27 protein-coding genes are annotated in these 20,105 nt (G+C 70.4%); 14 read left to right on the plus strand and 13 right to left on the minus strand.

Features of this window, described 5'->3' with window-relative positions:
• Positions 1-172 precede the first annotated feature (172 nt).
• A complete protein-coding gene (locus N0B31_RS05445) occupies positions 173-1,066 on the minus strand; it encodes a mechanosensitive ion channel family protein (protein ID WP_260594839.1) in 894 nt (297 codons plus the stop codon).
• Between the two features lie 187 nt (positions 1,067-1,253).
• On the opposite strand from N0B31_RS05445, the gene N0B31_RS05450 reads away from it, so the two are divergent.
• On the plus strand, positions 1,254-2,873 hold the full coding sequence (locus N0B31_RS05450; RefSeq protein WP_260594840.1) for an FAD-binding oxidoreductase: 1,620 nt from the start codon (positions 1,254-1,256) through the stop codon (positions 2,871-2,873).
• Here the strand turns inward: N0B31_RS05450 and N0B31_RS05455 are convergent.
• A complete protein-coding gene (locus N0B31_RS05455) occupies positions 2,870-3,226 on the minus strand; it encodes a DUF3179 domain-containing (seleno)protein (protein ID WP_260594841.1) in 357 nt (118 codons plus the stop codon). The genes N0B31_RS05450 and N0B31_RS05455 overlap by 4 nt on opposite strands.
• 102 nt (positions 3,227-3,328) lie before the next feature.
• On the opposite strand from N0B31_RS05455, the gene N0B31_RS05460 reads away from it, so the two are divergent.
• The 5 genes from N0B31_RS05460 (at position 3,329) to N0B31_RS05480 (ending at position 8,074) form a co-directional block, all read left to right on the plus strand.
• A complete protein-coding gene (locus N0B31_RS05460; RefSeq protein ID WP_260594842.1) occupies positions 3,329-3,844 on the plus strand; it encodes a hypothetical protein in 516 nt (171 codons plus the stop codon).
• 64 nt (positions 3,845-3,908) lie between these two features.
• Positions 3,909-5,180: a DNA polymerase IV gene (gene dinB, locus N0B31_RS05465; RefSeq protein ID WP_260594843.1), complete on the plus strand. Its 1,272-nt coding sequence runs from the start codon at positions 3,909-3,911 to the stop codon at positions 5,178-5,180.
• Positions 5,181-5,248: 68 nt separating this feature from the next.
• Entirely contained in the window at positions 5,249-5,590 is a 342-nt protein-coding gene (locus N0B31_RS05470; protein ID WP_260594844.1) for a hypothetical protein, read from the plus strand.
• Positions 5,591-5,626: 36 nt separating this feature from the next.
• A complete protein-coding gene (locus tag N0B31_RS05475; protein ID WP_260594845.1) occupies positions 5,627-7,558 on the plus strand; it encodes an ATP-binding protein in 1,932 nt (643 codons plus the stop codon).
• Positions 7,559-7,600: 42 nt separating this feature from the next.
• On the plus strand, positions 7,601-8,074 hold the full coding sequence (locus tag N0B31_RS05480) for an HPP family protein (RefSeq protein ID WP_260594846.1): 474 nt from the start codon (positions 7,601-7,603) through the stop codon (positions 8,072-8,074).
• A gap of 6 nt (positions 8,075-8,080) precedes the next feature.
• Here N0B31_RS05480 and tpiA read toward each other — a convergent pair whose 3' ends face one another.
• Positions 8,081-8,725, minus strand: a complete 645-nt coding sequence (tpiA, locus tag N0B31_RS05485) for a triose-phosphate isomerase (RefSeq protein WP_260594847.1) — start codon at positions 8,723-8,725, stop codon at positions 8,081-8,083.
• A gap of 72 nt (positions 8,726-8,797) precedes the next feature.
• A complete protein-coding gene (locus tag N0B31_RS05490; RefSeq protein ID WP_260594848.1) occupies positions 8,798-9,025 on the minus strand; it encodes a hypothetical protein in 228 nt (75 codons plus the stop codon).
• Positions 9,026-9,121: 96 nt separating this feature from the next.
• On the opposite strand from N0B31_RS05490, the gene N0B31_RS05495 reads away from it, so the two are divergent.
• A complete protein-coding gene (locus N0B31_RS05495; protein ID WP_260594849.1) occupies positions 9,122-9,292 on the plus strand; it encodes a hypothetical protein in 171 nt (56 codons plus the stop codon).
• A gap of 6 nt (positions 9,293-9,298) precedes the next feature.
• On the opposite strand, the gene N0B31_RS05500 is transcribed toward N0B31_RS05495, so the two are convergent.
• The 5 genes from N0B31_RS05500 to hisC all read right to left on the minus strand — a co-directional run bounded on the left by N0B31_RS05500 (position 9,299) and on the right by hisC (position 12,514).
• Positions 9,299-9,532, minus strand: a complete 234-nt coding sequence (locus N0B31_RS05500; RefSeq protein ID WP_260594850.1) for a DUF7511 domain-containing protein — start codon at positions 9,530-9,532, stop codon at positions 9,299-9,301.
• A 103-nt stretch (positions 9,533-9,635) separates the two neighbouring features.
• Positions 9,636-10,175: a multiprotein bridging factor aMBF1 gene (locus N0B31_RS05505; RefSeq protein WP_260594851.1), complete on the minus strand. Its 540-nt coding sequence runs from the start codon at positions 10,173-10,175 to the stop codon at positions 9,636-9,638.
• Positions 10,176-10,236: 61 nt separating this feature from the next.
• Complete coding sequence (locus tag N0B31_RS05510; protein ID WP_260594852.1) at positions 10,237-10,884, minus strand: CDP-alcohol phosphatidyltransferase family protein; 648 nt, start codon at positions 10,882-10,884, stop codon at positions 10,237-10,239.
• Positions 10,881-11,435 carry an adenylate kinase family protein gene (locus N0B31_RS05515; protein WP_260594853.1) on the minus strand — a complete coding sequence of 185 codons (555 nt, stop codon included), beginning with the start codon at positions 11,433-11,435 and terminating at the stop codon, positions 10,881-10,883. Before N0B31_RS05515 ends, N0B31_RS05510 begins: the two co-directional genes overlap by 4 nt.
• Positions 11,432-12,514, minus strand: a complete 1,083-nt coding sequence (hisC, locus tag N0B31_RS05520) for a histidinol-phosphate transaminase (protein WP_260594854.1) — start codon at positions 12,512-12,514, stop codon at positions 11,432-11,434. Before hisC ends, N0B31_RS05515 begins: the two co-directional genes overlap by 4 nt.
• 127 nt (positions 12,515-12,641) lie before the next feature.
• Here hisC and N0B31_RS05525 point away from each other — a divergent pair, with 127 nt between their 5' ends.
• Positions 12,642-13,307, plus strand: a complete 666-nt coding sequence (locus N0B31_RS05525; protein WP_260594855.1) for a 2,5-diamino-6-(ribosylamino)-4(3H)-pyrimidinone 5'-phosphate reductase — start codon at positions 12,642-12,644, stop codon at positions 13,305-13,307.
• Here N0B31_RS05525 and N0B31_RS05530 read toward each other — a convergent pair.
• The 4 genes from N0B31_RS05530 to N0B31_RS05545 form a co-directional block, all read right to left on the minus strand.
• Complete coding sequence (locus N0B31_RS05530) at positions 13,300-13,845, minus strand: hypothetical protein (RefSeq protein ID WP_260594856.1); 546 nt, start codon at positions 13,843-13,845, stop codon at positions 13,300-13,302. The genes N0B31_RS05525 and N0B31_RS05530 overlap by 8 nt on opposite strands.
• A 95-nt stretch (positions 13,846-13,940) precedes the next feature.
• On the minus strand, positions 13,941-14,225 hold the full coding sequence (locus tag N0B31_RS05535; protein ID WP_260594857.1) for a DUF7545 family protein: 285 nt from the start codon (positions 14,223-14,225) through the stop codon (positions 13,941-13,943).
• Between the two features lie 196 nt (positions 14,226-14,421).
• Entirely contained in the window at positions 14,422-15,513 is a 1,092-nt protein-coding gene (locus N0B31_RS05540) for an NAD(P)/FAD-dependent oxidoreductase (protein ID WP_260594858.1), read from the minus strand.
• 93 nt (positions 15,514-15,606) lie between these two features.
• Positions 15,607-16,305 (minus strand): hypothetical protein, encoded by a 699-nt coding sequence (locus N0B31_RS05545; RefSeq protein WP_260594859.1) that lies wholly within the window; start codon positions 16,303-16,305, stop codon positions 15,607-15,609.
• A gap of 141 nt (positions 16,306-16,446) precedes the next feature.
• On the opposite strand from N0B31_RS05545, the gene N0B31_RS05550 reads away from it, so the two are divergent.
• From N0B31_RS05550 to N0B31_RS05575, 6 genes are all read left to right on the plus strand, one after another.
• On the plus strand, positions 16,447-17,412 hold the full coding sequence (locus N0B31_RS05550) for a ferritin family protein (protein ID WP_260594860.1): 966 nt from the start codon (positions 16,447-16,449) through the stop codon (positions 17,410-17,412).
• Between the two features lie 49 nt (positions 17,413-17,461).
• Entirely contained in the window at positions 17,462-17,746 is a 285-nt protein-coding gene (locus N0B31_RS05555; protein ID WP_260594861.1) for a DUF357 domain-containing protein, read from the plus strand.
• Positions 17,743-18,204, plus strand: coding sequence for a GNAT family N-acetyltransferase (locus tag N0B31_RS05560; RefSeq protein ID WP_260594862.1), 462 nt, complete (start codon positions 17,743-17,745; stop codon positions 18,202-18,204). The genes N0B31_RS05555 and N0B31_RS05560 overlap by 4 nt, the downstream gene beginning before the upstream one ends.
• Before the next feature lie 84 nt (positions 18,205-18,288).
• The gene (locus N0B31_RS05565) at positions 18,289-18,816 is read left to right on the plus strand and encodes a DUF7504 family protein (RefSeq protein ID WP_260594863.1); all 528 of its coding nucleotides are present in this window, start codon (positions 18,289-18,291) and stop codon (positions 18,814-18,816) included.
• A gap of 31 nt (positions 18,817-18,847) precedes the next feature.
• Entirely contained in the window at positions 18,848-19,612 is a 765-nt protein-coding gene (locus N0B31_RS05570; RefSeq protein ID WP_260594864.1) for a fumarylacetoacetate hydrolase family protein, read from the plus strand.
• A gap of 60 nt (positions 19,613-19,672) precedes the next feature.
• On the plus strand, positions 19,673-20,086 hold the full coding sequence (locus tag N0B31_RS05575) for a DUF1648 domain-containing protein (protein ID WP_260594865.1): 414 nt from the start codon (positions 19,673-19,675) through the stop codon (positions 20,084-20,086).
• Positions 20,087-20,105: the final 19 nt, after the last annotated feature.

Genomic DNA, 20,105 nt, shown 5'->3' on the forward strand with positions numbered 1-20,105 from the left:
TAACTCACCGAGCGACAGTCTCGTGAGCGTAGCCAACGAGGCGTCGTCGGACCGGATTCCAGCAGGAGCGGGGTGCGTTCGGCTGTCGGCAGCGGGTTCGAACCGGTGAGTAGCTCGCTACGACCCAGCGGCAGCCCTCCCGCATCGGTCTTCGGCTCCGGACGGGTCGCGCTCACCTCGAGACGGGGCTCGTCCCCTCCACCCCGTCGATGTCGAGCGTCCCCGAGAGCCGGACCGGGCTCGGGTCCGGTCCGATGCCCGCCTGGGCGAGCCGGTGGGCGACGGCGGTGATGTACTCCGAGCGGAGCCGGTTGTAGTGCGAACGAGACGGGTCGGTCAACCAGATGCGTGCGTTCAGCTCGACGTACCCGTCGCCGAGGTCGCTGATCCTGACGCTCGGCTCGGGGTCGGAGAGTACGTCCGGAAGCGCTCGTGCCTCGGTGAGGACGATGTCGGTCGCCTGGTCGATCTGCCCGTATCCGACCCTGAACCGACTGCTGATTCGCATCCGATCGAAGGCCACGGGGTTGGTGATGGCCGTGTTCGCGAGAAGCGAGTTCGGCACCGCGACGAGCTCGTTGTCGAACGTCCGAACGCGTGTCACCCGGAGGTCGATACGCTCGACCCGACCCCGGCTGTCCTCCCACTCGATCCAGTCCCCGACCTCGAACAGTTTCTCGTTGATGATGTAGAGGCCCGAGAGCAGGTTGGCGAAGAGTTCGTTCGCTGCGAGACCGACGGCGATCGCGGCCGCGCCGACCACCACCGAGAACGCCGTCACGATGGACCCGAACCCGGCTAACGCGAACGCCAGACCGAACGCGACGACGCCGCTGCTGATCTGTCCCAGGAGACGTGCGAGACTGACGATCGAGGAGTCGACACCCCGACGGTCCATCATCCGGGTGAGTGGTCGCACGACCCCGAAGCGGACGAGCGCGTAGACCACCAGCAGCGTGAGGACGAACACGACGAGGCTCCGCAGTATCGGGCCCTCCTGTGGCTGGAACAACTCGACCAGCTCCTCCGGCGAGATGGCCTGTAGTACCGTTGTCAGGTGAGGCATCACGGCCACCTGAGGGGACGTGGGCTAATGAGTGGTGTCGGGTGTCTCGACTGTCCCCGACGCGCCATCGTCGACGACCACGCCGGCCCCGTTCCGCACAGCCCCACCGGTGAGTCACGGGAGCACCGAGGGCATCCGCACGCCAGCGGGGCCGAACCGTTATGCCGGCACCAGTGAACCCATACGTATGACCGACGACACGAACCGGCCCGTCTCCTTCTGGGCGTGGGGGTGGGAGGACCGCCTCCCGACCGACGAGGACCGGCGGGAACTCAGGACCCAGATAGAGGGGCTGCTCGGGTTCCCGGAACGCCCGTTGCTGGACCTCCCCGGACTCGAGGACGTCGAACTGCCGGCCCCGCGAATCGAGGGGCCCGACCACGCCACCACCAGCCAGTCCCGACGCGCTCGCGCCCAGCACACCTACGGGAAGGCGTACCGTGACCTCGTCCGAGGGTTCCACGGCGACTACGCGAACGCACCGGACGTGGTCGCCCGCCCGGAGAACGAGTCAGAGGTGGCGGACCTGCTCGCGTGGGCAACCGAGGCGAACGTCGCCGTCGTCCCCTTCGGCGGCGGCACCAGCGTGGTCGGTGGCGTGGAGTGCGAGGGCGACGGCTACGCCGGGGTGTGTTCGCTGGACGTGCGGGAGATGGACCGCGTGCTGGAGGTCGACGAGCACTCCCGGGCGGCCCGCATCCAGGCCGGAGCGAGGGGGCCGGAGATACGCGAGCAGCTGGCCGAGCACGGCCTGCAACTCAGACACTACCCGCAGTCCTACGAGTTCTCGACGCTCGGCGGGTGGATCGCGACACGGGCGGGCGGGCACTTCGCCACCCGCTACACGCACATCGACGACTTCGTAGAGAGCGTCCGTGCGGTCACGCCGAGCGGGACGCTGGAGACGCGACGACTCCCCGCGTCCGGTGCGGGGCCGGACCCGAACCGGTTCCTGCTCGGTAGCGAGGGAGCCTTCGGCGTGATCACGGAAGCGTGGGTGCGGGTCCAACCACGGCCGCCGTATCGCTCCCGAGCCACGGTCCGGTTCGACGACTACTGGGACGGCGTGGCGGCGACGCGGGAGATCGTGCAGGCGCGACTCTATCCCGCGAACTGCCGGCTTCTGGACGCGAACGAGGCGATGCTGAACGAGCTGGCGTTCGACGGGTCCAGCCTCCTCGTGCTGGGGTTCGAGTCCACCGACCACCCCGTCGAGGACGAGATGGCCCGGGCACTCGAACTGGCCGACGAGCACGGTGGCACCTGTCCGGACGGACCCACGCACCGGGACCTGAACGCCGAGGCCGCGTCCGGGGAGGGCGACCGCGACTCCTCGACGGAGGGCAAGTGGCGGAACGCGTTCTTCGAGGGCCCCTACCGCTACAACGCGCTCGTGTCGATGGGCGTCCTCGTCGACACGTTCGAGACGGCGGTGACGTGGGACCAGTTCCCGGCACTGCACGAGGCCGTACAGGAGCGCGTCGGGGCCGCGATGGACGAGGTGTGTGGCACGGGCTTCCTCTCCTGTCGGTTCACCCACGTCTACGAGGACGGCCCGGCACCGTACTACACGCTCCTCGCGCCCGCCGAGGTGGGTCGAGAACTGGAGCAGTGGCGCGAGGTGAAACGAGCGGCCTCGGACACGCTCGAGGAGTTCGGGGCGACCATCACCCACCATCACGCCGTCGGGCGGGTTCACCGCGAACATTACCACCGCGAGGTCCCCGACGGGTACCTCGACGCCGTGCGTTCGATGAAGCGGACGCTCGACCCGGCGGGCGTGATGAACCCCGGTGCCCTGCTCTAGGTCCGGCGTTCGCGTCCCCAGACGCGCGTCTCGGGGTGGAACGCGAGCCACGCGAAGAAGAACATCGGCGGCGAGCGGTTGGCCTGCACGAGCCGCGTCCCCTCGTGCGGTCCGTCCAGCGCCCGGCCGCTCCCGATAGCCCACCGTGACCCACCCGCGCGGGGGACACTCGCGTCGCCCTCGGCGCGGGTGAACGAGAGCGTCTCGCCGTCGACCCGCCGGTCGTAGGCGACGGCACTCCCGGCGTGGTCGTCGACGCCCGCTCCCGACTCCGGCGTGTAGTCGACGACGCACCCCGCGATGAGCCCGGCCGCGCCCACCGTGAGCCCACCGAGTAGTTGGCGACGGCGCACACGTCGTCTGGCTTCCGGCCGGACAAAAGCCTGCGTCGGGTGGGTGACGGTCGTGCATCGCCCGACGCCAACGTTCAGGGTGTCGCCCGCCGAACGACCGGTATGAGTTCGCTCGTCGCGGTGGTCCACGTCGGCGCCGCCCCACCCATCGGTGGCGGGATGCGTCCCACCGCGGTCGCCCACTGGTACGAGGGCGGCGTGGGCCGACTCCTCGCGTACGAGGTGGCGGCGGACGGGTCGCTCGAGCGCGTCCCCGGGGCCTACGCCCCCGACCTCGACGAGGACCCCTCCTATCCGGTGACCGACCTGCTCCTCGCCGTGGCGCGCGAGCACTCCGCCGTCGCCCAGCGCCTCGACACGCTCGACACCAAGGCACGCGCCAACTACGACGCCGGCTTCCGTGAGAAGGTGTTCGACACGCAGGTCGCGTGGGGGTCGGACGGCTACGGCCGGCACTTCGAGGCCCGCTCGCAACTGGAGAGCCACCGCTACGAGGGGCGCGTGGCGGTGGGCGTCGACCCGGACGCGCCCACGGCCGTCTCGCGGGCGCTGGCAGCGAACCTCGAACGGCTCGACGCGCCGACGGTCGCCTACGAACGGCCGACCCCCGAGGGGTGAGCCGACACACCACTTTCACTCCGGACTCGGTGCGTTCTTTGGCGTCGGCCGAGTACCGGGTGGCGTGAACCGCGGGCCGCGACTCCCCGGTGTCGAGGACGAGGGGGAGCCTCGCGTGGTCGTCCACGTCGACATGGACTGCTTCTACGCCGCCTGCGAGCGCCTGAAGGACCCCGACCTAGTGGGGGAGCCCCTCGTCGTCGGGATGGGGTACGACCACGGGGAGACACACGGGGCCGTCGCCACCGCGTCCTACGAGGCTCGCGAGTACGGTGTCGAGAGCGCGATGCCCATCTCGCAGGCACTGGAGGCGCTCCCCCGCCGGGCCGAACTCGACGAGGGCGACCCCCCCGAGGGGACCGGCCACTACCGCCCGGTCGACATGGACTACTACCAGGAGGTCGGGGCGCAGGTGAAGGCCATCCTCCACGAGAGCGCGGAGACGGTCCGCGAGGTGAGCATCGACGAGGCGTACCTGGACGTCTCGGACGTCGGCTGGCGAGCGGGTACTGCGGAGGCGTTCGGCGAGGAGCTCAAGGCCCGCATCCGCGAGGAGGTCGGCGTCACCGCGAGCGTCGGCATCGCGCCGAACATGAGTGCCGCGAAGGTCGCCAGCGACTTCGACAAGCCCGACGGACTCGTCGTCGTCCGGCCGGGCGAGGTGGCCGCGTTCTTCGCCCCGCTCGACGTCGAGGAACTCCACGGCGTCGGCCCGGTCACGGCCCGCGAGTTACGCGAGGCGGGTATCGAGACGGCCGGCGACGTGGCCGACGCGGACCCGCGGGCGCTGGCCGACCGGTTCGGTGAGCGTGGCCGGGCACTGCACCGGCGTGCGAACGGCCGGGACGACCGCGCTGTCGAACCGCAGGGCGACCCGAAGTCCGTCTCCAGCGAGTCGGCGTTCGTCGAGGCGACGGCCGACCCGGCGACGAAACGTGAGAAGGTCCGTGACCTCGCCGCCGAGGTGGCCGAACGCGCCGCCGCGAAGGGGGCGCTCTACCGGACCATCGGCATCAAGGTGGTCGAACCGCCGTTCGCGACGAACACGCGGGCGAAATCGCTCCCGGGGCCGGTCGACGACCCGGCGCTCGTCGAGGAGGTGGCGCTGGACCTCCTGACGGAGTTCGAGACGACGACCGCACGGAAGCTCGGGGTCCGGGTCTCGAACCTCGAGTTCGGCGAGAACGAGCAGTCACGACTGGGGTCGTACGCCGACGCGGGGGATGAGTCGGCCGTCGACACCGAGGGGACCGACGGCGAGCGAACGGACCGGCGACGGCGTCGCTCGGACCGCCCGAGCCGCGGGCAGACCACGTTCGGCGACTTCGACGAGTGACCGAGGGGGTGGCGCGGCGAGCGACCACCGGCCGAGGGATTCTTGCCCACGGCCGTCCGTTCGTGGCTGTGAACCGACTCCCGGCCGCCGGCGAGGACGCGTGGCACCTCGCGAGACACGCTCACGTCATCGTCCACGAGACCGCCGACGGCAACGAATTCCTCACCGTCTACGACTGTGGCGCCGCCCAGAAGCCCCCGTCGGCGCAGGTCATCGGCAACCTCGTCCGGGTGCGTGCGGCACACGAGACGGTCCGTCAGCCGACCGGGTACATCGTGAAGATGCGGGAGCCGTCGGTACTGGTGCGCGAGGACGATGACCACTGGCTCGTCCGGGCGGCCGGTGACCACGGCGACAGCGACGGGCGCGGGCAGGAACCGGACGCCGACGGACGGAAGACGGACGTCTGACGGAGGTTTACGTCCGGCCACCGCCACCCGCCTGACATGAGCGACACCGAGGAAGAGATCACCGTCGGCGCGGTGAGCGAGGGTGGGGAGGGCCGGGTCGACCTGCCGGTCGTCGAACTGCTCACCGGTCGAGGGTTCGTCACCGGCAAGTCGGGGTCCGGGAAGTCGAACACGGCGAGCGTGGTGGCCGAGAAACTGCTGGACCGCGGCCTCTCCCTGCTCATCGTCGACATCGACGGCGAGTACTACGGGCTGAAGGAGGAGTACGAGATCCTCCACGTCGGGGCCGACGACGAGTGTGACATCCAGGTCTCACCGGAGCACGCCGGAAAGATCGCCGAACTCGCGCTCGAACAACACGTCCCCATCATCCTCGACGTCTCGTCGTTCCTCGACGAGCGCGAGGCGAAGGAGTTGCTGACCGAGGTGGCCCGGCAGCTGTTCGCCAAGGAGAAGAAGAAGAAGCAACCCTTCCTGCTCGTCGTCGAGGAGATACACGAGTGGCTGCCGGAAGGTGGCGGCCTCGACGAGTGTGGCCGGATGCTCATCAAGGTGGCAAAGCGCGGCCGGAAACACGGCCTCGGGATGTGTGGGATCTCACAGCGCCCCGCCGACGTGAAGAAGGACTTCATCACGCAGTGTGACTGGCTCGTCTGGCACCGGCTGACGTGGGGCAACGACACGAAGGTCGTCCAGCGCATCCTCGGCAGCGACTACGCCGACTGGGTCGAGGACCTGAACGACGGCGAGGGGTTCCTGATGACCGACTGGGACGAGGAGGTCAGACAGGTCCAGTTCCAGCGCAAACGCACCTTCGACGCGGGCGCGACGCCCGGCCTCGACGACTTCGAGCGCCCCGAACTCAAGTCCGTCTCCGGCGACCTCGTCTCGGACCTCGAGGAGATAACCGAGGAGAAGCAGGCCCGGAAGAACCAGCTCCGCGAGATGGAGCGGAAACTGAAGGACAAGGAGCTCCGCATCGAGGAACTGGAGGCGGAACTCGCCGAGGCGCGTGACCTCTCGAACATGGCCGAGCAGTTCGCCCGCGCGATGATGGCCCACGCGACGGGCCGGGCGTTCCGTGAGGACGTCACCGGCTACCAGGCCCACCTCGAGGAGGAACGCTGGAGCGGTGAGGGCGAGCCGCCCGCGTCGGTGGTGGAGTCCCGCGACGAGGAGCGAGCGGAGGCGCCGCCGGACGAGGAGGCCCGCCCGTGGCCAGAGGCCGACGGGTCGATGTCGACCGAGCGCGTCGCGACCGGGCCCTCGGACTCGTGGGACGCCATCCCGTCGCCCGACGGGACCGAGGACGGTGCGTCCGACCACACCCAGGCCGACCCGGCGCCCAGCGCCCCCGACACCACGGGGGACGACGACACCCCCGACGGCATCATCGTCCCCGGCGACGAGTCCACCGACGCTGCCGAGGAGGACGATGGTCACGACGCGGGATCCGAGGACGCCGGTTCCTCGACCGAGGAGGCGATGGGCGACGACTGGGACACGGGCTGGGAAGCCGGGCCCACCGAGGGGTTCGTCCCCGCGTCCGATTCCGACACCGAACCGGCCGCGACCGACGACGCGGGCGAGAGCGCCGACGACTGGGGCGACGAGGAGCCGTACGAGCGGCCGGTGGTCGCGTCGCTCCGGGAGCGCATCGCCGAGATGCACCCGGTCACCCGCGGGATGCTGGCGTTCTACCGCGACCGCGAGGTGGCCTCGCCGCTCGACGCGCACGTCGCCGCGGGCGGAGACGGTGACCGGCCCACGGCGTACGGTCGTAACCGCGAACTCCGCGAGGCGGGCGTCATCGCCCACGCCGGGCGCGGTCGGTACGGCTACGCCCTCCCGTCGCTGCTCGACGAGGCCCACGACGGTCGCCTGTCGGACGAGGCGCTCGCGGCCGCCGTCGAACGCGTCGAGGAGACGTTCCGCGAACGGGCCGACGCTCCCTGGCCGAACGCCTGAAGAGTTCGCCACCGTTTTGCGCCGGTCGGTCGAGAATCGCCCGTGAGCGTCCGCCCCGCCGTCCGTGACGGACTCGCGGCCGGCCTGTTGCTCGCCGTCACGGCCGGCCTCGCCGTGCTGACCGGACAGCCGCTGGTGTTCCCCAGTCTCGGCCCGACTGCCTACGTCCTCGCACGGACGCCGACGGCCGGTACCACTCGCCGGGTGGTGGGCGGCCACGCCATCGGCGTCGCCGCTGGCGTCCTCGCGTACCGACTGCTCGCCCCCGGACTCGTGGTCACCGGATCGCTCCCGCCGCTCGGTGAGGCCACGCTCCGTCTCGGTGCGGCAGCGGTGCTCTCGGTTGGACTGACTGCAGCGGGGATGGTCGCGGCCGACGCGGAGCACGCGCCGGCGTGCGCCACGACGCTCATCTGCGCACTCGGACTCCTGCGGACGCCACTGGAGGCAGGCGGGATTCTCGTCTCAGTCGTCGTCTTGCTCGGGAGCTATCGTCTGCTGACGCGCTTCGTGTGACACCGCTCAGAGTCCCGCGACGAGGTCCGCGAGCGCCGCCCGCGGGTCGTCGGCCTTCGCCACCCCGGAGGCGAGGAGGACACCCTCGGAGCCGAGTTCGCGGGCGGCCAGCAGGTCGTCGCCGGTCGAGATGCCGGCTCCGCAGAGGACCGGGACGTCGGGAGCGACGGCGGCGGCCGCCTCGACCGCCCCCTCGACGATTCCGGGGTCTGCCGTCGAGACAGGTGTACCGGTCCCGATGAGTTCCGGCGGTTCGACCGCGACCGCGTCGGGTTCAAGCGCCGTCGCGGCGCCGACCTGCCGGGGGTTGTTGGCGCAGACGACCGTCTCGAGGCCCGCACGCTCGGCCGCGCGGAGCGACGCGTCGATGTCGGCGAGTCGCAGGCGGTTCTCCGAGTGGTTCAGGAGCGTCCCGGTCGCGCCCGCGTCGGCCGCCGCCTCGGCGAGCGTGCTGCCGGTGTGGCTGCCGTGCTCGACTGGCGAGACGTGCTGGGCCCACGTCTCCACGCCGATCTCGGCGACGCGGTCGAGGTGGGCGGCCTGCGGTGCGACGGCGATGCGGACGCCCGTCTCGGTGGCCACGTCGTCGGCCGCCGTCGCCACCGCGACGGGGTCACAGGGGTACGCCTTCAGGTTGACGAGGACGAACATACCGGGTCCGCACCCCGGTTGGGCAAAAATCTGCCTCTCCGGGGCGGACGGTCCGGCCGCAGCACCCCGGACTCAGGCCGCGCCGCGGAGGACGAGCAGGACGACGAGCATCAGCCCAGGGAACGCGACGGCGGCGAGCAACACCCAGTTCGCGTCGACGGCGGAGGCGGGTTCCCGGAACACGTCCCCGAACGCGCCGAGGACGGCTGGCTCCAGCATCACGGCCGCGACGAGCAGGAGCAGAACGACGATACCGACGAAGAATGCGGCGCGGAGGGGGACGGCCCGTCGTCGGGGCATGGCCGGCACTCACTCCGCGAGGGGCTTGAAAGTTCGCCCCACCGCGGCCGGTTCCCGGAGCGTCAGGGCCTTGTCCGTCGAGTCGAACCGGCGTGCATGGAAGGCCGACGGGTCACGGTGACGGTGGACGGGGAGACGCGGACGGGGTCGGTGACGGCCGTCGAGTATACCCGCCTCGCGGGGAGTCCGGTCGCGGTGGTCGAACTCGACGAACCGCTGGCCGACGGCCGCGCGGCACTCGCCGTCGGTGTGGACGAACTGGACTGAGGCCGGTCAGCGCATCTCGTCAACGTCGAGGAAGGCGTCGTCGTCGGCGGTGAACCACGTGGACATCCGTTCGACGCTGGAGAGCCCCGGCGGGTAGACCGTCCGCCTGTCGGGGCCGTCCGTGTAGGCCACCACCGCCGAGACGAGTCCGGGTGGTGTCTCGGCCGATTCGAGGCCGCGCTCGTCACCTGTCCCGACACCGCTGGTGCGGTCGCCCGCAGAGCCACGGTTCGCCGACATGTATCGGACCGGGGGCGGGCACTCGGCATAAACGCTACTAGGTCCGGTCGGGAGAGATATAGAGGCGGTCGGAACTATCGAGACGACAGGTGGCGTGTTCCGATCAGTCCTTGCGCTTCACGACGTCGCCGAGGGTGGTCCCACCCGAGGCGGAGCCGCTCGACCACTCGTCCGTGTCGTCGCTCGCGGCTCCCTCGACCAGCGAGATGTCGAGTTCCCTCTCGAGTTTCCGCTGGACGCTGTCGCTCGGGAGCACGTCACCCCGCTCCAGTTTGCGGATGAGACTCGCCTTCTCGTTCAGTTGCCTGGCGAGGTCCTCCTGACTCAGCCCGCGCGACTCGCGGGCCTGCCGGATGCGCGTGTCGTAGTCCTGCGCCACCTCGTCCATCTGGTCGAACATGTCCCGACGGCGGCGCTGACCCCCACCGCCACCGCCCGACCCGGACGAGGACTGCGAGGAGCCCGAACTCGAACTCGAGCCGGACGAGGAGGTGGAGTACTTCGTCGAGGTAGAGGAGGAGGACTGCTGGCGGACCTCCGTGCCGAACTCCGCACACTCGGCGCAGACGTCCAGCTCGGCACCCTCGATCTTGACCGTCTTGGGCTGACCGGTCTCGGTGCCGCACATCTCACACTGAACCATAGGTCGGGCTATGGCAGGCCGACGCATAAAAGGCACGCCGGCGGTGTCGACTCGGCAGGACTCACGAGAGCGCCCGTAGCGAGTGGTAGAACCGTTGCATGGCGGTGAGGTGCCCCACGATGGCGAAGAAGACGAGGAGCCACCCGACGACCGAGAGTGGGAGCGGCCCCAGCTCCCCCGGCAGGAACGGTGCCACGGCCGTCGCGAGGACGACGAGCGCGAGGCGGTCGGCCCGGCCCACGAGGCCGCCGTACACCCGATCGAGGCCGACGGCCTGCGCCTGCGTGCCGAGGTAGGAGGTCATCAGGACGCCCGTGACCGCCGCGAGGCCGAGCGCGTACCGCTCGATGCCGGCCGCGAGCCCGGCGACCACGACGATGTCGGCGTAGCGGTCGAGGACGTGGTCGAGCAGGTCGCCGGCGGGTGAGGCCACGTCGAGGCGTCGGGCCAGCTGTCCGTCGACGAGGTCCAGCACGCCGTTGAGGAACACGAGCGCCGACCCGACGAGGTACCACTCCGCGCCGCCGGGGAGGAGGACGCCGTCGACGGCGAGCGAGCCACCCGCGAGGAAGAACGCGACGCCCGCGCCCACGGCCAGCAGGAACGCGACGATGCTGACCCCGTCGGGGGTGAGCCCCACCCGTGCCGCGGCGCCGACGAGTGGGTCGAGCACCCGGTTGGCGACGTTCCGGTAGCGGTCGAGCGTCACAGCAACCACTCCGTGAAGTCGACGGTGCCGGCCGACGGCTCCCGGTCGCCCGCGAGGACCGCTCGGACGTCGGCGGCCACCGCGTCCGGGTCGCGCCCGGTGGTGTCCACCTCGTAGACCGCGTCGGCGCCGTGCTGCTCGACGGCCTCCGCGAGCACCACGTCGAGCGCCTCGGCCTCGGCGTTCTCCTCGGCCGAGCGCGAGACCATCTCGGGGGTCTTCGGTGGGTCGTGACTGGCCGCGTCCTCGCGGGTCCGCAGTCGTTCGACCAGTTCGGCCGGGTGACACCGGAGCACGACGACCTGGTCGGCGTCGAACAGGTGCGCAAGGTGTGACTCGACGACGACTGGCCCCGCCTCGGCCCCGAGTTCCTCGTCCAGGTAGTCGGCGACGGCGTCGACGTCGACGACCAGCGTCCCGCGCTCCTCGTCGGTTCGCTCCGTGAGGCCACGTTCGCGGACCACGTCGTTGAGGTGGACGACGGTCGCGTCGAGTCTGTCGGCGACCGTCGTCTTGCCCGTCCCCGGCGTGCCAGTGAGTGCGACCCTCATCGCTCGACGGTCGCCACGACCTCGTTCAGTACCTCGACGGCACGGCGGGTCTCCTCCTTCGTGCCGGTGGTGATGCGGATGCACTCGGGGAGGCCGAACGAGGCACAGTCGCGAACGATGACGCCACGCTCCTGTGCCGCGCGTTGGATAGCCGCGCCGTCACCGACCTCGGCGAGGACGTAGTTGCCGGCCGACTCCCACGTCTTCGCCGCGAGGTTCTCGTACAGGTACTCGCGGGCCCACGCGGCGGTCTCGACGGATCGTTCGACGAACGCCTCGTCGTCGAGGGCGGCCGAGGCCGCCGCCAGCGCCAGCGTGTTCACCGCGAACGGGGTGTTGACGTAGTCGTAGGCGTCCGCCCACGCCTCGGGCGCGAGGATGTACCCGACGCGCAGGCCGGCGAGGCCGTAGGACTTCGAGAACGTGCGGAGCACCCCGACGTCGTCGCGCCCGTCCATCAGCGAGACAGCCGACGGCTGGTCGGTGTAGGCGCCGTACGCCTCGTCGACGAGGACGAAGGTGTCGTCGTCGACGCCGTCCGCCACCTCGAGGATGGCGTCGTGCCCCATCTCGCTCCCCGTCGGCGAGTGCGGCGTGATGAGGTAGACGATGCGCTCGCCGTCGTAGGCGTCGAGGACGTTCGCGGGTCTCTGGGCGAACTCCTCGGACTTGTGGAGGGGGTAGGTGTTCACCCGGCCGTGGTGGTAGCGGACGGACATCCCGTAGTAGGCGAAGCCGGGGTCGGGGACGAGCACCTCGTCGCCCGGTTCCAGCAGGGCACGAGAGAGGTAGTCGAGGGCGCCGTCGCCGCCGTTGGCGAGCCACACCTGGTCGGCGGTGAGGCCCCAGCGCGCGGCGAGTTTCTCGCGGAGGTCGGCGTGGGCCGCCTTCGGGTAGGTGTTGACCCCGTCCACGGCCGCCCGGGCGGCCTCGGCGGCCTTGGGGGAGGGGCCGAGCGGGTTCTCGTTCGAGGAGAGCTTGACGAGGTCGTCTGGGTCCATCCCGACCTCGCGGGCCACCTCCTCGATACCGCGCCCGGCGGCGTATGGCGTGTGCGCAGAGAGGTCCCGTGGTCGCATACCCGAGGCCAGTCGCGGGCGCGTCTTAAGCGTGCTCACACGGCCTCGTGTGCGGCCGAGCGACACGCGCGAGCATCGTCGCCTGCGGGGCACAACGCCGATAGTCCCCGGCCACCGAGGAGGCGGTGTGTACGTCCACGTCAACGCGGCCACGAGCGCCGACGGGAAGTTATCGACACGCGAGCGTCGGCAGGTCCGCATCTCCGGCGACGAGGACTTCGCCCGCGTCGACCGGCTCCGCGCCGAGTACGACGGCGTCCTCGTCGGCGTGGGGACCGTCGTCGCCGACGACCCCTCGCTGGTCCGGCACGACGAGGCCCACCGCGTCGCGGAGCGCGGGCCGGACCCCACGCCACCCGCCCGAGTCGTGGCCGACACCCGCCTCCGGACGCCAGCCGACGCGGCCATCCTGGAGGGCGACCCGGTGACCTACCTGCTGCACGGGGAGACGGCGAGTGCGGAGCGGCGCGAGACGCTCTCCGCTGCGGGTGCGACGCTCGTCCCCGCCGGCAGTGGGAACGACCGCGTCGAGTTCCCGGCCGCCTTCGACGCCCTCGAGACCCACGGCGTCGAGTCGCTGCTCGTCGAGGGCGGCGGCGAGGTCATCTTCTCGCTGTTCGAGCACGACCTCGTCGACCGCCTGTCCGTGTTCGTCGGCGGGACGGTCATCGGCGGCCGGCAGGCCCCGACGCTGGTCGACGGCCGTGGGTTCGTCGACGGGTTCCCGGAGCTCGAACTGGAGGGCGTCGAGCGACTGGACGAGGGCGTCGTCCTCACGTGGGCGGTCAGATAGGGACGGAATCGGTGCAACTGGTCCCGCCGCCACCACCGCCGCGTGCGTCGTCGACGTACCGCTCGACGGACTGGAGGCCACGCCGGCAGGATATCGCCTTCACCCGGACGACGGTACCGTCCGCCCGCGTCCACTCGACGACGACGAGGTCACCTGGGGCCCACGCGCTCAGGTTCGTGCTGGCGGACTCACTCGGGGCGAGCGAGACGTTCCAGTGGTCGGTCGCGGGGCCGTCGACGGTGAACGCCGTGACGTTCTCGGGGACGAAGTAGGCGGCCCGTGGGTCGTCGGCCGTCCGACCGGGGGCGACGGTGGTCCGTTCGACGGACCCGTTCGCGTACCGGAGTTCGATGGGCACGTCTCGCCACGGGGTGTCCGTGTGGACGACGGTGACCGAGACGCGGTACTCGCCGGTGCCCCGGTTCTCGACCGTCATCGACGGTGAGCCGAGGCCGAGGAAGCCGGCGCCGCCGAGACAGCCGGCGAGCGAGAGCATCGCCACAGCTGCCAGCGTGGGCAGGAGGCGTGTGGAGGGCACGTCCGGCACTCGGACCGGCTTCGAACATCAAGCCTCGCCTTCCGGGTCGAGGCGTGGCGGCCGCTCGGGGTGGGTGAGAACGTTCGAGAACGAGGTCAGTGCTGGTGACCCGTGACCTCGCCGTAGGTCGCGCCGAAGCGGTCCTCGAAGAGGTCCATCGTGACCGCCTCGATGGCCTCGAGTTCGTCGCCGACGTCGCCCTCACTGTGGTGGACGGTCATGTGGACGCGCTGGGCACAGCCGAACATCGCGAGGTCACCGACGACCTCCGCGGGCGTCTCGTCGCCCTCGGCCAGCATCTCCAGCAGTCCGCGCGAGAGTGTGACCTCGTCCGTGCCTTCGTCGCTCTCGATGGTGAGCGTCACCGTGTCGTCTGCCATACCTGGTCGTCGGCAGCGGGCCGTATCACTCTGTTGGGTGCGGGACGGATGGCCGCGGACGTTGCTGGCAGTGTCCGAGCGAGCGTGAGCGAGCGAGGTTCACCCGGCGCGAACGTAGTGAGCGCCGCATTTCTCCCCACGTTTTTGCGACGAGTGGTGCGCGCGGAGCGCGCACCCGAGGAGTAGAAGGTGGTGGTTAGTCGTCGGTCGTCGTCGCCGCCTCGGTGGGTTCTTCGTCCGCGGATTCCTCCTCGGAAGCCGCGCCCTTCCGCGCCCGGTCGAGTTCGTCGAGGTAGTCGTCGGCGTCGAGCGCGGCCTGCACACCCATCCCGCCGGCGGTGGCGGCCTGCTGGTAGTGGAAGTCCACCACGTCGCCGGCGCCGAAGATTCCCTCGACGCCGGTGGCGGTCTGGTTACCGCCGCGGCCGCCCTGTGTGATCAGGTAGCCTTCGTCGTCCAGTTCGACGCCCGTCTCTGCGAGATAGTCGGTGTTCGGCGTGTGGCCGATGGCGAGGAACACCGCCCCGACGTCCATGTCGTAGGTGCGGGTATCGGGGTCGTCGACTTTCTCGCTCGGGTACCCCTCGGCGTTCTCCGCGAGCGTGACGTGGTCGACCCCGTCTGCCTCCGAGCCGTGAATCTCCAGCAGCTCCGTGTTGCGGAGGACCTCTATCTCGCCGTCCTCCGCCTTCTCCATGACCCGGTCGATCCAGTAGTCCTCGGCGCGGAACTCCTCCCGTCGGTGAGCGATGTAGACCGTGTCCGCGAACTTCGTGAGGAAGTGGGCCTCCTCCATCGCGGCGTCGCCGCCGCCGACGACGAGCATGTCCTCGCCGCGGAAGAACGCGCCGTCACAGGTCGCACAGGTGGAGACGCCGAAGCCCATCAGGTTCTCCTCGCCGGGGACACCCAGCGTCCGGGCGGAGGCACCCGAGGCGGCGATGAAGGCGTCGGCCGTGTAGACCGTACCGTCGCGGAGTTCGACGCGGAAGGTGCGGTCGGCGCCCTCCCCCTCGGCGGTGACGTCGACGACGACGCCGTGTTTCGTCTCGGCACCGAACTGCTGGGCCTGCTCCTTCATCCGGTTAATGAGGTCCGGCCCGCTGATCCCCTCGGGGAAGCCGGGGTAGTTGGCCACGTCGGTGGTGAGCGTGAGCTGGCCGCCTGGTTCGACCCCCTCGAGCACGAGGGGCTCGTTGTTCGACCGACCGGCGTAGATGGCGGCGCTCAGTCCAGCGATACCTGTCCCGGCGACGATGAGGCGTCGATGTTCCGGCTCGTCTGTCATGGGTGAGAGTAGTGGAGCCCGGAGTTAAACGCTTGTGCTGTGCGGGGCGAAACCGCGTGAGGCGGAGGTAACCGGACGGTACGGGGAGTGTGCTCAGTCCCCGACGGCCGAGGAGAGCGCGCCGACGACGTAGCCCCCGTTCTCGAGGAAGTACCGCGGGGCACGTCGCCGTGCGGTGGCGAGGGCCGTCTCGAGCGCGGCCGAGGCGTCCGCGTGGACCCCCTCGCCGTGGCCGACGAGGATACGCTCGGGATGCAGCCCGGAGAGCGCCCGCCGTGGCGGCACCAGCCGACGGACGAACGAGACGGCCAGCCGCTCGTCGCCGACGGTCTGCGTGGGGGAGGTCGCGAGCGCCTCCATCACGACGAGCGTCTCGCCGTCCCAGAGCGCCGCGTCGCTCCAGACCGCGTCGTCGTACAGTTCGAGTAGTCGGTACTCGCTGTCGCCGAGCGTCCCGAAGAACCCCTGGACGGGGGCGTCACACGACCCCTCGAGCCCGTCGAAGAACGACGGGCCGTGGACGGGGACGTCGTACCGCTGCGCGAAGGTGTCGGCGTCGCGGCTGTGGTACGACGAGAGGACGACGACGCCAGCCACCTCACCGTACTCGCTGACGAGGTCGTCGACGCCGTCGGCGTCGACCGGGTCGACGAGCCAGACCCCTTCGTCCGTGGCCAGCGCGTGACTCGTCCGTCGCATCCCCTCGTCGGGGTGGGCGATCCAGCCGACACCCCCCTCCCAGCGGTCGACCATCGCGGGCGAGGTGCCGGGTCCACGTCGTTTCGCAGGCATACCGTGCACGTCGGGCGACGCCGAGATAAAGACCGCCCGAAGCGGCCGAACCTGCGACAGACCGGCCTGACGACGGTGACGACTTAAACGCCCGTCCGCGGACGCCGACAGGGTAAAGTGACGTACGACGTATGCGGACGCATGTCACGCTACGCCGATGCGGGACGTTCGCTCCGACTGGACCCGGACTCGTTCGCCGGGGGGTACTTCCGGAACGCCGTCTACCGACACTGGGACCCCTACGAGGACATCCCGCAGGAACTGCTCGAACAGGACCTCGAGAACATGAAGGCGGCCGAGATGACCTTCGAGGAGTTCGAGGGGTTCCGCGCCGCCATCGCCAAGTTCGGCGCCGGCGAGGAGGCCGTCACGGAGGACCTCGCCCCGCTGATGCTCACGCTCGAGGACATCAACGACCAGATGTTCGTCTCCTCGCAGATCTACGAGGAGGCCAAGCACACCCAGTTCTTCGACCGCTACTGGCGCGACGTCATCGACCCGGCCGCGGAGGCCAAGGGGTTCGAGGTGACGCGACCGACCGACGAGCGCTACTTCAACCAGGACTACGAGGCGCTGTTCGACAAGACGGAGGCCGCGATGCACCGACTGCTGGAAGACGGCGGTGACACGCCGGAGAACCGCGTCCGCGCGTTCTGTCACTACCACCTCGCCGTGGAGTCCGTGCTGGCGCAGACGGCCTACTGGGGCCTGCAGGCGTCGTTCTCCGAGACCGGGCCGGAGAACTGGAACCTCGAGGAGGGCGAGGAGCAGCTGGTACTCGACGGCCTCATCGAGGGCATCACGCGCATCCGCTCGGACGAGGGGCGCCACGTCGGCTTCGGGATGCACAAGGTTCGGGAACTGGTGCAGGAGGGTGGCGTGGACGGCGCCATCGTCCAGGAGACACTGAACGAACTGCTCCCGCACATCGCCGGGACGGTCCAGACGGAGTTCGACACCGGCCAGGACCAGACGCCACTCATCGAGTACGCGAGCGAGAAGCTCTCGAAGCGCATCGAGATCATCACGGAGCGCGAGGCGGAGGTACCGCCCGTCGAGGAACTCGTCCAGATAGAGGGGCTGGACGAGGAGCAGGTCGCCGACTGAGTCGGGGGCCGTCCGAAGGGCTTACCCGCCGACGCGGGGAGGGTGAGGTATGACCGCGGACCTCGAAGAGAAGACCGACCGGTACGAGCGCCTGCTGAGCGAGGCGCTCGCGGCCGCCGAGGTGGCCGTCCCCGAGACGACGCCGCTGGGCCAGGCGGCCGCCGAGTACGAGGAGATGGCCCGGTCGTACCTCGAGGACGGTCGGCACTTCCGCGACGAGGACGACCCGGTGAACGCGCTCGCCTCGTTCTCGTACGGGCACGCGTGGCTCGACGCCGGGGCACGACTGGGTATCTTCGACGTGCCCGACGAGGGGCACCTGTTCACCGTATGAGCGTCGACGTACGCGTCGTCGAGACGGACGCCGAACTCAACGCGTGTATCGACCTCCGGCGCTCGGTGTTCGTCGAGGAACAGGACGTCCCCGAGGACCGGGAACTCGACGGCCTCGACGGCGAGGCCACCCACCTGCTCGCGTGGGACGGCTACCCCGTCGGCACCGCCCGGATCCGTGACTACGGGGCCGACGACGATGGACGCCGGGTAGCGAAGGTAGAGCGGGTCGCCGTCGAGGCGTCGCGCCGGGGCGAGGGTATCGGTCGCGACCTGATGGCCCACGCCGAGGCGTTCGCCACCGACGAGGGGTACGACCGGGTCCGTCTCGACGCGCAGGTACCGGTCGTAGCGTTCTACGAGCGGCTCGGTTACACGGGGACGAGCGAGGAGTTCGAGGACGCCGGCATCCCCCACCGGACGATGGAGAAGGCGCTCGGTGGTGACCGAGCGGTTTAATCGGTGGTTCGAGGTGAGTTCAGCCGGCGCCCCGGTCGTCGAACGTGTCATTAACTTAGTAGGTCCGGTGTTTGCACCGAACCGATGACCGTCTCCCCCACTCGAGCCTACCTCTCGACCGCGCCGGTGGCACCAGAGCGGGTCAGCACGCTGGCGCGGGCGTCCGGGCTCGGGCCGGTCGTGGCCGTGCTGACGCGGAGCCGCCCGGCCGACTGGGTCAGCTCGTGGCCGGCGGCCGACGACCCGATGGTGGTCGACCTGAGTGGGAACAGCGGGTCGTCGTTGCGGCTCCCCTGCGACGAGCCATCGGTCGTCGCCGGGCTCGCGCGGACGGACCTGACCGGGGTGAGTATGGTCCTCACCTCGCTGCTGGAGGCCCACGGTCCGGCGGTGTTCTACTTCGAGTCGCTGACGGGACTCTGCCGCGATGCGGGCCGCGCTCGAACCACCCGGTTCGTCAGGGAGACGGTCCACCGCGTCTGCAGGGCCGGGGGGACCGTGGTGGCCGACGTGGACCCGAGCGGACACCGCGAGCGGGAACTGCGGGACCTCTCGGCCCCGTTCGACCGCGTCGTGGGGGGCCCCCCGGCGATCGGGACGGCGGAGCCGTAACGGCCTTGGCCCGGCCGTCCGGACGGCCCGCATGCACCACGTCAGGTTCCGTGACGACACCGGCACTGTCCGTACCGGCGAGTACGCACCAGCCGACGAGGAGATCGTCTCGCACCCGAGTGACGCCGCCGTCGCGCTCGAACCCGAGCAGTTCGACCCGGCCGAGGTCGAGTTCCTCCCACCCTGCGAGCCGACGAAGGTGGTCTGTGTCGGTCTGAACTACGCCGACCACGCCGCCGAGCAGGGCAAGGAGGTCCCCGACCGCCCGCTCCTGTTCCTGAAACCGCCGAACACGCTGGCCGCCCACGGCGAGACGGTCACGCTCCTGCCGGACAAGGAGCGCATCGACCACGAGGCCGAACTCGCCGTCGTCGTCGGTGAGCGGGCCAAGGGGCTCGACGAGTCCGAGGCGATGGAGTACGTCGCGGGGTTCACCTGTCTCAACGACCTCTCGAACCGGGACGACCAGCGCCGCGAGCAGAACTGGGTCCGCGGGAAGGCGTTCGACGACTCGTGTCCACTCGGCCCCGTCGTGGCGACCCCCGACGAGGTGCCGGCGGACGCTGCCGTCCGCTGCCGGCTGAACGGCGAGACCGTCCAGGACTCCTCGCGCGACGAGTTCATCTTCTCGGTGCCCGAACTCCTCGCGGAGATAACCCAGTACCTCACGCTCGAACCCGGCGACGTCGTCTCGACGGGCACGCCGGCCGGCGTGGGCCCCGTCTCGGACGGCGACACGGTCGAGGTGGAGGTCGAGGGTGTCGGAACGCTCAGGACCCACGTCGAGATCCCCTGACTCCCGGCCAGCCCCGGTTCCACGGCGGCGATTGAAGTGTCGGCAGACCCTATCGCCGTCGTGGTCCCGACTCGAACGACGGACGCCACGGCTGTCGCGCTCCTCGCGCTCTCGGCGCTCGCCGGACTGGCCCTCTGGCCGTCGCTCCCGAGCGAGATGGCCATCCACTTCGGCGCCTCGGGCACCCCGGACAACGTCGTCGACAAGCCGCTCGGCGTCCTGCTGGCGCCGGCCATCGGCGTCGCCGCGCTCGTGTTCGTCCGCGTTGCCGCTCGCGTCGACCCGGCCGCCGACCAGCGGGTCCTCGACCTGAGCGTCCTGTTCCTCGGCGCGACCATCGCCTCCGTCCAGTCGTTCGTCCTCGCGTGGAACCTCGGGGTGCGCGTGAGTCCGGCCGTCGTCGTGGGGCCGGTCCTCCTCGGCGCCGGCGTCCTCACCGTCTACGCGTTCTACCGCGAGGGCTGCCTCGGCTGACCGAGCGCCACGGCAGGTC

It is taken from the genome of Salinirubellus salinus (genome assembly GCF_025231485.1).
Classification (GTDB): Archaea; Halobacteriota; Halobacteria; order Halobacteriales; family Haloarculaceae; genus Salinirubellus; species Salinirubellus salinus.